Origin of the sequence: Photobacterium sp. S4TG1 (assembly GCF_036040035.1) — a bacterium.
GTDB lineage: Bacteria > Pseudomonadota > Gammaproteobacteria > Enterobacterales > Vibrionaceae > Photobacterium.
In genome coordinates this window covers 50638-63324 of the sequence record NZ_JAYXUH010000004.1, presented here as the reverse complement: position 1 = coordinate 63324, position 12687 = coordinate 50638, and the positions used below count along the sequence as shown (strand labels likewise).

Below are 12687 nucleotides of genomic sequence, written 5' to 3'. Positions count from 1 at the left end.
ATAAAATAACAAGATCATTAAATTGATAGTGTTTAATTATATTTAAACATTATTTCTTCATAAGAAAACTGATGGTTATTTAAATTGTAGCTTTATCTAGACAGTAAAATAAAAAGTCTATTTTGTATTTTTAGTTTTAAACAATATTAAGCAGGAATTTAGTTTTATTGTAAAAGGCTTGGATCATAAATAGGCAGGTTATAGAACCCTCTATATGGTCATTTATTGATAGATATCAATTAATAATAATATTGCGTTTTTGAGTACCTCTTTAATGTTTAAACAAGACTATTATGGTATTAGTTTTTTATATAACGAGTCTAACTAAGGATAAAATATGAAGATTTTAGCGATACCAGGGAAAATGCCGATAACTGAATCGTGGTTATTTAAAATATTATCAGCAACACAGTGGTGTCAAGAACCCGTTGAGATGCATCGTTTTACCGCATGGAATAACGAACAAGCATTTAGTGTTGATAAAGAATTAACCTATTTACCATCAGGGCATTTTGATGTGGTGATCACTAAATCAATAGGCACTTTACTTACCCTTAAAGCACAAAATACTATTAGTTGGGATCGATTAGTATTGATTGGTGTGGCATGGAGTTTATTCTCTGAGTCTGAGCGTGATTTATTACCTGCATTAGAAGATAAAGATCAGCCTGTCTTGATTATTCAAGAAAATCACGACCCCTTTGGATCATATGCTGAAATCGCAGCAGCCGTTGCAGATAAGCATAATATCAGTTGTGTTGAGATCATGGGTGATAGGCATCAATACGCAAACACCGAGGCTATCGGTAAATTGATAAACCATTGGGTAAAAGAAACCCGTAGTGTTGCTGCATTATAAATGGTGCCTGTAACACAGAAAATGAGTATAACGCTGTTTTTCCTTTGTCATTATAGATAACGTCACTTAATATGCTATTTGTTTCGCATTGTTAATGACAAAGGATATTGGTATGAACAAGCATATAGGCATAGCGATGATTCCTTTTCTCGCTGGGTGTACAGAAATACCAAATGACACCATTTTAGAAAAAGCATTTTATTCCGCAGCACAGTCTTCTAAAGCGAGCACAATCTTAACTGTTGATAATTTCGTTAAAGTTAGCGGTTATAAAAAATATGATCAATATATCGCTGAAGTGAGTTACGACATTCGATTTATTCAAAATCAAGAAACCCATGTGATCAGTAAAGATGCTCAAGACTCAGGTTTAGGCTTGCATGCATTGTCTATGGAATATGGCCGCTATAAAGCAGGGGATATTAGTAGCAACCAACAGCAAGTCATTTTTATTAAAACGCGTTCGGGTTGGCAGGTTAAAGCATAAAAAAAGCAGCCTATGAGAGGCTGCTTTAATATTTGCCTTATCAGCAGTACTATTTATTCTTTACTGTCGCAATACGAGAACAGACAGGAATATTTGTCGCATCCAGACCTGGTGTTGTATTGTGAAAATCAAACTCAAGTTCAACATCTGGTTTGAAGATTAAGCAGTGTGTAGAACCACCAAAGTGGAACATGCCTAGTTCATCACCCTTATTAATATGCTGACCTTCTTCAACAGTAACGGCACAAGAAGATACTTCAGCCATACCAATCGCAATGAAGCACATTAAACCAATGTTAGGATTATCTGATTCAATAAAGATCACAGCACGTGTCGCAACCGCAGTTAAGAATGGTTGTGAATTGTTAGGTGCACTATCGTCGGCACCGTCTGGGTTATTAAAGCCTTGGTAACGGTTACCTAAGTAATATGAGCCGTTAACCATGTAAGTCTTTTTAACTGTACCGGTTACTGGGCTATTCCAACGGTGGTAGCTTAATGCACTAAGGAAAGCTTGATAAACAGTACCGCCAACAAATTGTTCTGCTAGTGGATCAAAATCCATCATGTTTTCTAATGAATAAGGTTGACCTTTAAGCCAGAAATTTGAAGATTTAGCGACATTGGTAACAACTTGCAAAGGTGCTGACTCACAGGCGTTAGCAATAACATCATCGCCTTCAGCAATCGGTCTTACACCGTCTTTAAATGTACGGGTAAAGAAGTCATCCCATGATTTAAAACCATAGTGTTGATCTGTTGGATCACAATTAAAGAAATCCTCAAACGGCTTATTATGATTTTCGGAATCACTAGCTTCTGCCTGACAAGCCACAGTCACCATTTCTTTTTGCGCGTTATCACTTAACCAACCAAAGACTTTTGGTGTACGATCAGGGTGGTTTTCAACTAATACTGAGCGTGATGCTGGAGATGAAAGGTATAAGCTCCAGTAAGTCAGAATTTTCTTAAATTGTTGGTTAACAAGTTCGTTTGCAAAGAATGCATAACCTGAGTCTGTCGCCATTGGCCAATCAAGTAGCGCATTAATAGGGAAACCAATTAAACCACAAGGTTCAAGTGCACCTGTTTTAGGATCTAAAAACTCAGTGCATTCTGGTGCTTGAGTCATTATATGATTTAATAAAACTAAAAATTCATCAAAGTTATTTACCTCTGGTGTTTCTAGAGGCGTTAATTCTTTATGGCTCTTAGCTTCACTAAACATATCTTGTGAAAGTCGTAATAACGTTGGGTCATTCTCAACCAACGCTTTAAAATCAATAATCGGCTGAGCAATAGTATCAGAAGTTAAATGCGTACGAGTTTTTAAATCTTTAATCCAAGCCGCAACATGAGCTTTATTTTTAGGAAGCCAATTGCCTTTTAATAGAGGGTATGTTTGATTCATAATTCTATACCAATGATAATTTAAATTTAAAAACGCTAAAGCATGAATCACATATTAAATATATATGATGCAATTACATTAGTCGTACTATCTATTTAAGTCATTATCTAAAACCTCAAGGTTAAAACTCAAATTTATGTAATCAATTATTATAAATAGGTAATTAAATAAGATTTAAACATTAGTGAGATAAAACATAGACCAGATAAATCATTTAGATCTAATTTAATTTAAATAATATTTTTTTAAAGAAAATCATAAGGATAGAAAGAAGGGGGAATGGTGCTTTTAATGAGCGTATATATTTGTTTTTGATTGTTTTTTATTCTATTTTTGGTTGTTTGTAGTTGATTTAACAGGTTTTATTAGAAACAGCCTCAAACATCATGATTTAAAAATGTGATCTGTGTCACGTTTTGTTTTTTAATTTAGGTTCATCTTAATAGCACAAACAATAAATAACTTAATAAATTATTGGTGGATAATAAAATGACTTTAAAAGTAACTGCTAAAGGTTTTGAATTACCTGACTACATGGAAGCTCATATTGAATCTGAGTTTGCTAAATTTGATAAATTCCAAGTGGCGTTCCATAGCCGTAATGTATTTATGAAGCTAGAACCAGGCCGTCAATTTATTGTCGAAATTGCGGTTAAAACTAGTGTCGGTGATATTGAAGCTTCTGCTGACGAAAAAGAATTAAGTGAAGCACTAAGTGCAGCATTTGCTCGTTTAGAACGTCAAATTATCAAGAAAAAAGAAAAACCACTTGCTCACCGTTCAGAATTAAATGAACGTGATAAAGAAAACTTCCTTAAAGAAGAAGAAGCATCAGCTGAAGCTGCAGCTGACGCTGTGATTGCTGAAAGCGAAAAATAATAGTGCGTTAACGTGTCGTGTTTTAAAAGCATTGCACTCAATTATTATTAGCTAGCAAATAAAGCCTCGATCAATCTCTATTGATCGAGGTTTTTTTATGCGGCTTGTTGATTGATAATGACGTTTTCTTTTTTAACACACACAAAAAGAGCATTACCAGAACGGCCATTCCAAGGTACTATTTTATCGTAACTATGTTCAAACATGGTCACATCAAAAAAAGGAGCCAACAATTGCTGTAATTGAACGAAGTTGATTGCCACCATTGGATGATTATCACGCCAAGATTGCGTTACATTATCACTTGTTTTTTCAATGTGAAGTTGTAATTGTTGATGTTCACCTTCACCGCAGTAATTCCAACCGGATTGAAACATAAAATGGCTGTTTTCAAATTCAGTTGTATGACGCACAAAAGAGCTGTTATCTATTTTGTCTTTATCAACGGCATTGAAACAAAAAACACCATCTTGAGCTAAAGCATTATGTGCACTTTCAATACATTGCATCAGCTTTTCGATATTAGCGTTGTAATGCAGCGAATATAAGAAGCAAGTAATTAAGTCTAATGGTGCATCAACAGTAAAGTTACACATGTCGTGCTGAACAAAAGTTGCTTGAGGGCAACGCTGTTGAGCAATATTCAGCATTGGCTGATTAATATCTAAGCCACTTGCTTGATAACCATAACCAATAAAATGTTCAACATGAGGACCAGTACCACAAGCAAGATCAAGATAACGAGTGCCTTGATTGCCAAATAGCTGGTGGAGTCTGCGGACACAATTACTTTGTTCTTGGTAATCTATATCAGCACACATTAAATCATAGTAGCCAGACAAATCAGTGTATAAAGCGTTATAAGACATTATTAACCTAATGATTATAAAGAGATTATCTTGGTTATGGTAATTGTAGTATTACCAAAGTTGCGCGATATTAGCCTAGCTTTATTATTGCGACAAACAATATTTAGTAAATTAATAAAATTATTGAGGTAGATCGCATTTAATTCGCTGTGAGCATAGTCGGTATGAGAAATATTAAAGGGATGAGATTAGCCCTGTTAGAGAGTGCTAGATGAAATATTGTTCTAATAGTTGCTTATTATTGGTGGACAAGGATAATAATCGATTTATGAGTAGTGATGTTTTTTATGCGTCTTGATAAATTTGTTTGTAAAAGTACGGCGTTGACGAAAGTACAAGCTATTGCTCATATTGAAGCCGGTGATATTACGGTTAATGGTAAGGTGATCAGTGATATCTCTACTCAAGTTCACGAAAATAACCATGTAATGTTTGCTGAAGAGCAACTTTGTCCACGTCCGTTTCGTTATCTATTAATGAATAAACCTGCACAAACAATTTGTTCTAATATCGACGAAGCTTACCCATCGCTTTTCAATTACATTGATATAGAACGGCCACAAGAACTGCATATTGTGGGGCGGTTAGACGCAGACACGACAGGATTAGTTCTTATTACTGACGATGGTCGATGGTCATTTAATATTACCTCTCCTAATAAACTATGCCCCAAAGTATATCGTGTACATCTTCGTCAATCGATTGATAAAAGTGCAAAAGTATTGTTTGCTCAAGGTATTAAATTGCAAGGTGAATCTCAGCTAACGGCACCAGCACTATTAACTATTGTTGATGATAAACAAGTGCTATTAACGATCACTGAAGGTAAATTTCATCAAGTAAAACGTATGTTTGCCAGTATTGGTAATAAGGTAATGGGATTACATCGTGAGAGTATTGGTTGTGTGACATTAGATGTTGATGAAGGTCAATGGCGTTATTTAACGGTTGAAGAAATTAAACATCTCAACCCATAATGAATACATTCAATATATGTGTGATATGTTTGCCAGGCATGACGACATATATAAACAAATGAGGATAAATCTGTGAAAAAAAGTCAATTAGGTTTAATTGTGGTAGCAGCAACAATGCTATTAGCAGGGTGTAGTGAGCCTACGGTTACTGCAACGCCTGTTAAAAATGTTGATACTGTGTCGGTCACATCACCTGATGATATTGATGTATTTTGTCCAACAGGTATTTGTACCTTTGAATTATCAACTACAGCAGCAACAAAAGTAACGGTTACAATGCATTATGACTACAGCAAGCTTTACACCAAAATTGAAGGGGTGAGTGTTGTGGGTGAAGGAGCTAAAGATGCAAAAGTAGTCGATGAAGATCAATTTACAGTTGAACTCACTAAAAAGAACACCCCTGTAAAAATTGAAGTCATTGATTTTTACCGTAACTAAATAGCTTTCCTCACGCTATTTCTGAAGCAGTCTTTAGACATATAAGGACTGCCTCTGTCTTATCTCCACACTTCTCATAAAATATCTTGGCTTGTAAATATCATCATAACTGGCAAACAAATTATTAGCGGGCGTTTGTCTCTTTTATTTCTTGTTTAGTAACGCTTTTCTTTTTTGATGGTTAGAGAGCATTTCTTTGTTAAGTTCTGGTATCGTTTTTTTATCATGAACTAAGTGCCTAATGGCCATTATTGGATGCTTAACGATCATTTTAGGGCCAGCATAGCGCATAATCGTTTGTGACGTTATTTTTTGTTGTGGCTTATAACAATGGATAGGGCATTGCTTACAGCTGGGTTTATGTTCCCCATAAGGACAGCGATCAAGTCGCTGTTTTACGTAAGTTCTAAATTGGTCACAATTATTACATCGTTGAAATTTTAGAGTATTGATTTGATGATGTTTTGCACAATAAATATCAATCATTGCGGTTATCGTCTTAAATTCACTGTCAAGTCGACCCAATAGACGAAAGTCAGTTTCTTTATTCATGTTTTATGACCACTATGAGTAAAAGGAATTATTCTAACTTGTTTAAAGATGTATTTTAAATAAACTTTATCAAAATGACAAAAAAATGAAGATAAAGACGAATTTCTTTAGTGATAAGTATTAATAATGTTATTAAAGTGAAAAATTTAATGATGAAACACAAGAAACATGCTGAGATGGCTTGATTTAACGGGAGTTGAGCAGTAGTATCCACGCCTCGATTTTTATGGTGGTGTATATGAGCAGATTTGAGTGCCTTGAAAGAATTGTCGACGAATATCGTAAGAAAGTTCGTGACGCAGAGTTTAACCGTCAGAACGATAGCGAAGTTGCTAAAGTTCTAGTTTTATTAGTCGGTAACTCAATGTTCAGTCTGGCTGATGAATTTGCTGATTGGGTTAATCGTGGCGGTGATCGTAGCTATGGCGGTAAGTTTTTTGTTTCTAAGCAACTAATGACGTTGTTAGAGCCAGTAACTTTCCGTGGTGTAACGGTTCGTCGTGATTCGATTAAACTATTCAGAATTTCATAACCTGAGTGGCTTCCAATCGTTATTCAATGACTCTCCGATAGAAAAATTGAAAAACAGATTTTTGATCTAGCTATCAGCGTGGTCAATAAAAAGGGATGCTATGGCATCCCTTTTTTGTTGATTATTATAAAGCAACATATTTACCTACATTAGCTTGTTTAGCTTGTTTAGCTTGTTTAGCTTGTTTAGCTTGTCTATCCTGCACTTCCTGCACTTCCTGCACTTCCTGCACTTCCTGCACTTCCTGCACTTCCTGCACTTCCTGCACTTCCTGCACTTCCTGCACTTCCTGCACTTCCTGCACTTCCTGCACTTCCTGCACTTCCTGTTTTCCTTGTTTCTCCTCTTTTTCCTACTTCATCGGCACTTAACCCTTGAGTCTCAATAGCGACTTATGGTCAACTAATGCCAAATAAAAATATATAAAGAAAGAAGGTGATACATGGACGCTGAATTTTGGCATAGTCGTTGGGCTGAAGATCGGATTGGTTTTCACCTAACCGACGTGAATCCACTATTAGTGAAGTATTGGTCACAGGTTCATGCTCAACGTAATGATCGTGTATTAGTGCCAATGTGTGGCAAATCTGAAGACTTGGTTTGGCTCGCTGCACGCCATAACGATGTGGTTGGAATTGAACTTAGCGATATTGCAGTAAAAGCCTTTTTTGCTGAGAATCTCTACACACCATTAGTAACAGGTATTGGCTGTGAGCATGTGTATTCATTTGATGAGATCACTATCTACCAAGGGGACTATTTTACTGTACCCGTTGCGCCCGTTGATGTGGTGTATGATCGCGCGGCATTAGTTGCAATGCCTCAGTCCATGCGTGAGCGTTATGTTGAGCGTTTATTGCAGTTGATTAAACCTGGTGGGCGTATTTTATTAGTGACTTTAGATTATCCACAACCACAAATGGATGGACCTCCATTCTCAGTACCTAGAACTGAAATAGAAACGTTATTCAGTGGCTGTAAAATAACTCACTTAGAGCGTGATGAAGCGGATGCTACCCATCCTCGTCGTCAACGTGGTGTTGAGCGTTTTGCTGAAGAAGTATGGCTTATTGAAGTTCAGTAGAATGAGATAACGTAGGTAATAAATAAAGGCGTCTATGTGACGCCTTTATTGTCTTTAATTGTACGGCTAAGACTATAGAATGACGTTAACCTCTGCTGCTGCAACAATAGCATCACTTACGGCTGTATCAATGTCATCACGGCGTGTAAGCGCAACTCCAAGCCGACGTCGGCCATTGATCTCTGGCTTACCAAACAGTCTTATTTGCGTTTGTGGGCGAGATAACGCCGCGGTTAAATTATCAAACCGAATATTGGTAGAAATACCTTCAGCAAGAATAACCGCAGAAGCTGATGCTCCATACTGTGTGATTGTGGTAATTGGCATACCTAAAAAGGCGCGAACGTGTAGTGCAAATTCAGATAGCTCTTGAGAGATCAGGGTTACCATTCCCGTATCATGTGGGCGAGGGGATACTTCGCTAAACAGCACTGTATCGCCTTTAACGAACAATTCAACCCCAAATAGTCCATAACCGCCTAATTCATCTACAACCTTCTGAGCAACGTTCTCAGCCGCTTTTAAGGCTGCTTTTGACATTTGTTGTGGTTGCCATGATTCACGGTAGTCGCCATCTTCTTGGCGATGACCAATTGGTGCGCAGAAATGCACACCATCAACGGCACGCACTGTGAGTAGGGTGATTTCATAATCAAAATCGACAAAGCCTTCAACAATGACTCGGCCAGCACCTGCACGACCACCTTCTTGAGCATATTGCCATGCTGATTCAATATCGGCGGCAGTTTTAATCACACTTTGACCTTTACCTGATGAACTCATGATCGGCTTTACAACACACGGCATGCCAACACGATGTACAGAGGCTTCAAAGTCGGCATATTGATCAGAAAATTCATAAGGCGAGGTTGGAATGGCTAAGGTTTCAGCTGCAAGACGGCGAATACCTTCACGGTTCATGGTCAGTTTAGTCGCGTTAGCGGTGGGGACGATATTGATACCTTGGCTTTCAAGCTCAACTAAAGTATCTGTCGCAATTGCTTCAATTTCAGGCACAACAAAATGGGGCTTTTCAAGGGCAATAATACCTTTAAGTGCATCACCATCTAACATATCAATCACATGGCTACGGTGTGCTACCTGCATTGCTGGTGCATTCTCATAACGATCAACAGCAATCACTTCAAGACCAAGACGTTGACACTCAATAGCAACTTCTTTACCTAACTCACCAGAACCTAGCAGTAATACACGGGTAGCATCAGAACAAGCAGCTGTACCAAACATTGAATTTCCTTACGATTTATCATTTAAAGGTGAAATCTACCGCTAATAATACCTTATTTTTACGCTTAAGCAATCGTTTGCTATTTCATTAAAATGATAGGGAGAAGCCGATGAAAGAACAGAAAGCGAAAAAAAACCGCTTATCATAAGCGGTTTTAAATGATTATTTTTTGCGATTTTCCCAATGGGTAATAAAGGCAACAGAGAGAATAATTATTCCAGCACCTAGCCATAATCGCCCTGGTGGTGTCCAACCAAAGACTAACCATCCACCCAACACATTTAAAGGTAATTTTGCGTGATCAAAAGGTTGAACAAAAGAAGCATCAGCTACAGCATAAGCTTTAGCAATTGCCCATTGTGCTAATCCTGTTAATAAACCGGCAATAATTAATAACCACCAGCTAAAACTCACTGTTGGCATTGTAAAATCGGGCGCTGCTAAAATAATGTTGAATGGTGTCATTAAAATAAGCAGGTACATAACAATTGTTGTTGGTGATTCATGGCTAGATTGTTTTTTCACCATTAGTGAATAAGCGGCCCAGAAAAAAGCAGCGCCGACAGGTAGCAATGTCGCGATGTTAAAATCATCAGACCAAGGCTCAAGAATGATCATCGCACCAGCAAAACCGCCTAATGTTGCCAACCAACGTGCTTTACCAACTGTTTCTTTTAAAAGGAGTCCAGAACCAATGGTAGCGAACAATGGAGAAATCATCAGTAGCGCAATGCCTTGCCAAATAGGCACAGGGTAGGCTAATGCCCATAACCATAACTGAATGCCGATAACCGCAAAAAACACCCGTAAGCAGTGTAACCAAAAGTGGTTGGTTTTAAGCGATTGGCGAATTCCCAATGTACGTAGCCAAGGAAACATAGCGACTAATGCAATAAAGTATTGGATCAACGCAACAGACGTGGAAGGAACATGCAGTTTGATACTAAGGTACTGAGCTAAACTATTTACAATAGCAAACGCGAGCCCAGCCGTGAGCATCCATGCTGCTCCTTTCAAAGGATTGTGTGTTTGAGACATTGTCATTGGCTTCTAATAATAGGTGGCGAGATAATACGCTTTTGATGTTTGATAGCCAACATTGATCAAGTTTAGACAATAAAAAACCGCCAGTGAGGCGGTCTTTTTAGAATATTCAAATCAATTGCCGACTTAATAAGCAACATATGTTAGTTGAATATCAGGATTCAGTGCTTCTAATAATGCTTGTGTACGTGCAAGTTGACTAATTTTACTTTCTGCACTTTCTACCAGTGCCGCTTCTGCAATTTCAGACAATGAATAGTTAGACATATTCATATTGATTAATGCCACTTGCAGTGGAGGTAAACTTGGGTTGAATGCGGCATTTTCCGCATACATACCTTCAAAGATACGGCCATCCTGTGCTTTTAATGCAACACCACTGAAGTTCTTTGAGTAAGGAGCATGAGAACGGTTAGCGGCATTACAGGCGCTAGTCGCAAGCTCTGAACTTTCTTCAATACGAATGCCATTATCAAAATCACTCAATAGACCATCTTTAACCCCTAAATCGAGTGGCCCAAATGAATCCGGTAAGTACTGCTGTAGAGTCATTGGTTCGCGTTGTGGCAGTTGAATCATCATGTCGTTAGCTGATGTTAATTCATTCATAAACTGACGACAGTGACCGCAAGGGCTGTAGTTAATAGTGACATCTTTAATGCCAACTTCACCCTTGATCCATGCGTGGCTAATGGCAGATTGTTCAGCGTGAATAGTACAAGCCATGCTTGCGTTTTCAAATTCCATATTAGCACCAAAATATAAGCGGCCTGATGTGCCACGTACAATTGCACCAACATAGAAATTAGAAATAGGGACTACAGCATAAGAAGCAGCAAGAGGAAGGAGGGCCAAGCGAAGTTCAGTATCGGTCAGTTGTGTTGCTGATAATAAACATTCGAATTGCTCAGGACTGATCGTTGAGTCGAAATTTGAATCTTCGATAATAGGCTTTAAAGCTGACGCCAATTCAGCAGGTAATAAGCTTAATGCTTTTATAACACGTGCGTACATTGGGTGTTACTCCTTCATTGTTTATGGCAAAACATTCTATGTGAATCACAATGAGTTAGAAGTGATCTTGATCACATTGTTTGTTTTGCTATTACACCTATTACATTACTGAGAGTGGCGTCACACTTGTTTCTGCAACAAAGCATACAATATTTCAATGGCTTATCAACAATTGAACGTTTTGTGCACTTTGTGTTCAGCTGTGTTATTGCTGATCAAGCATGTCCAAAAAGACGTAATAATAGAGGAAACATCAGTGGGGCTAGTAAAGTGGTCATAATACCGCAAATAACCAAAGCTAAAGAACTAAACGCACCTTCTTGATAGTTTTCTTCCACCGCTTTTGCTGTGCCTAATGCATGTGAAACCGTACCAATCGATAACCCTTTCGCCAGTGGATGTTTCACTCGAAATAACTTCATAATTGGGTAGCCTAATACCGCACCAAATAACCCCACAATAATCACCATTGCAGAGGTGATAGCAGGGATCCCTCCAATTTGTTGAGAAGCCGCCATCGCAAGAGGGGTGGTAATAGATTTAGGTAAGATACTTGCTGCAAGTTGAGCATCCGCACCCATTGAAAAAGCAATTGCAGTACCAAAGGTCATTGATAACACGCTACCGACAAAACAAGAGGTTAAAATGGTTTTCCACTTACTGCGAATAAGCCCAATTTGTTGATATAGCGGGAAAGCTAATGCAACAACGGCAGGCCCTAATAAATAGTTAATCACTTCATTTTGTGCAAAATAGGTCTGATAAGGTACTTCCAACCATTTTAAGGCCAAAATCATAATAATAAGCGTGATCAAAAGAGGGTTGAAAAAAGGATTTTTAATTTTCATTGCTAAATAACGTGCAACATAAAAGCAGACTAAGGTTGCCACCAACCAAATCATGACTGTTTCTCCTTATGGTGTACCGCTAGGCCAATAACAATTAATACAATAATGGTGCTGCCAAGGGTACTTGCAAAAATGATCGCAGCGTTATTTTCAATGACACCTAAATAATTCATTAAACCGACACCAACAGGCACAAACAATAATGCCATGTGCTTAATTAATAAATTACAGGTACTTTCAACCCACTCTGCACGACAAATGCCAGTGACCAGAGCAATAAAAAGAATAAATAAGCCGATGATACTGCCAGGAACCGGTAATCCAGACCAGTGCTGAATGCCTTGTCCTAAAAAGAAACAGATCATGACGATAGCAAATGAGCGTATATAATTCATGGGTGGTAAGACTCTTAAATATTTCCAATCATCATACAAATAAACA

At 37.8% G+C, this 12687-nt stretch carries 16 protein-coding genes; 7 read left to right on the top strand and 9 right to left on the bottom strand.

Translation table 11 applies throughout. The features are described 5' to 3' along the window. Positions 1-337: 337 nt before the first annotated feature. Together VXS03_RS07250 and VXS03_RS07245 are read left to right on the top strand one after the other, a co-directional pair. The gene (locus VXS03_RS07250) at positions 338-859 is read left to right on the top strand and encodes a hypothetical protein (RefSeq protein ID WP_327762909.1); all 522 of its coding nucleotides are present in this window, start codon (positions 338-340) and stop codon (positions 857-859) included. Positions 860-971: 112 nt separating this feature from the next. Beyond that, entirely contained in the window at positions 972-1346 is a 375-nt protein-coding gene (locus tag VXS03_RS07245) for a hypothetical protein (RefSeq protein ID WP_327762908.1), read from the top strand. 49 nt (positions 1347-1395) lie between these two features. Here VXS03_RS07245 and VXS03_RS07240 read toward each other — a convergent pair whose 3' ends face one another. After that, positions 1396-2757 (bottom strand): phosphatidylserine decarboxylase family protein, encoded by a 1362-nt coding sequence (locus VXS03_RS07240; protein ID WP_327762906.1) that lies wholly within the window; start codon positions 2755-2757, stop codon positions 1396-1398. 489 nt (positions 2758-3246) lie between these two features. Here VXS03_RS07240 and hpf point away from each other — a divergent pair, with 489 nt between their 5' ends. Next, positions 3247-3636 carry a ribosome hibernation-promoting factor, HPF/YfiA family gene (gene hpf / locus VXS03_RS07235; protein WP_327762905.1) on the top strand — a complete coding sequence of 130 codons (390 nt, stop codon included), beginning with the start codon at positions 3247-3249 and terminating at the stop codon, positions 3634-3636. A 95-nt stretch (positions 3637-3731) separates the two neighbouring features. Here hpf and VXS03_RS07230 read toward each other — a convergent pair whose 3' ends face one another. Further along, complete coding sequence (locus tag VXS03_RS07230) at positions 3732-4505, bottom strand: class I SAM-dependent DNA methyltransferase (RefSeq protein WP_327762903.1); 774 nt, start codon at positions 4503-4505, stop codon at positions 3732-3734. A gap of 287 nt (positions 4506-4792) precedes the next feature. Between VXS03_RS07230 and VXS03_RS07225 the strand changes: the two genes are divergently transcribed. Beyond that, positions 4793-5482 (top strand): pseudouridine synthase, encoded by a 690-nt coding sequence (locus VXS03_RS07225; protein ID WP_327762901.1) that lies wholly within the window; start codon positions 4793-4795, stop codon positions 5480-5482. 72 nt (positions 5483-5554) lie between these two features. After that, positions 5555-5923 (top strand): spore gernimation protein, encoded by a 369-nt coding sequence (locus tag VXS03_RS07220; protein ID WP_327762899.1) that lies wholly within the window; start codon positions 5555-5557, stop codon positions 5921-5923. A 144-nt stretch (positions 5924-6067) separates the two neighbouring features. On the opposite strand, the gene VXS03_RS07215 is transcribed toward VXS03_RS07220, so the two are convergent. Then, entirely contained in the window at positions 6068-6475 is a 408-nt protein-coding gene (locus VXS03_RS07215; RefSeq protein WP_327762897.1) for a nitrous oxide-stimulated promoter family protein, read from the bottom strand. A gap of 238 nt (positions 6476-6713) precedes the next feature. Between VXS03_RS07215 and VXS03_RS07210 the strand changes: the two genes are divergently transcribed. After that, entirely contained in the window at positions 6714-7007 is a 294-nt protein-coding gene (locus VXS03_RS07210; protein ID WP_005367981.1) for a hypothetical protein, read from the top strand. A gap of 124 nt (positions 7008-7131) precedes the next feature. Here the strand turns inward: VXS03_RS07210 and VXS03_RS07205 are convergent, their stop codons facing one another. After that, positions 7132-7329 (bottom strand): hypothetical protein, encoded by a 198-nt coding sequence (locus VXS03_RS07205; RefSeq protein WP_327762895.1) that lies wholly within the window; start codon positions 7327-7329, stop codon positions 7132-7134. A gap of 120 nt (positions 7330-7449) precedes the next feature. Between VXS03_RS07205 and VXS03_RS07200 the strand changes: the two genes are divergently transcribed. Then, positions 7450-8091, top strand: coding sequence for a thiopurine S-methyltransferase (locus VXS03_RS07200; protein WP_327762894.1), 642 nt, complete (start codon positions 7450-7452; stop codon positions 8089-8091). 72 nt (positions 8092-8163) lie between these two features. Here the strand turns inward: VXS03_RS07200 and purT are convergent, their stop codons facing one another. The 5 genes from purT to VXS03_RS07175 form a co-directional block, all read right to left on the bottom strand. After that, positions 8164-9339 carry a formate-dependent phosphoribosylglycinamide formyltransferase gene (gene purT / locus VXS03_RS07195; protein ID WP_327762892.1) on the bottom strand — a complete coding sequence of 392 codons (1176 nt, stop codon included), beginning with the start codon at positions 9337-9339 and terminating at the stop codon, positions 8164-8166. A 163-nt stretch (positions 9340-9502) separates the two neighbouring features. Next, complete coding sequence (locus VXS03_RS07190) at positions 9503-10378, bottom strand: DMT family transporter (protein WP_327762890.1); 876 nt, start codon at positions 10376-10378, stop codon at positions 9503-9505. A gap of 132 nt (positions 10379-10510) precedes the next feature. Then, a complete protein-coding gene (gene cdd / locus VXS03_RS07185; protein ID WP_327762888.1) occupies positions 10511-11398 on the bottom strand; it encodes a cytidine deaminase in 888 nt (295 codons plus the stop codon). Positions 11399-11613: 215 nt separating this feature from the next. Then, positions 11614-12300 carry a CidB/LrgB family autolysis modulator gene (locus VXS03_RS07180; RefSeq protein ID WP_327762886.1) on the bottom strand — a complete coding sequence of 229 codons (687 nt, stop codon included), beginning with the start codon at positions 12298-12300 and terminating at the stop codon, positions 11614-11616. Next, positions 12297-12641, bottom strand: a complete 345-nt coding sequence (locus VXS03_RS07175; protein WP_327762885.1) for a CidA/LrgA family protein — start codon at positions 12639-12641, stop codon at positions 12297-12299. Before VXS03_RS07175 ends, VXS03_RS07180 begins: the two co-directional genes overlap by 4 nt. Between the last annotated feature and the right edge of the window lie 46 nt (positions 12642-12687).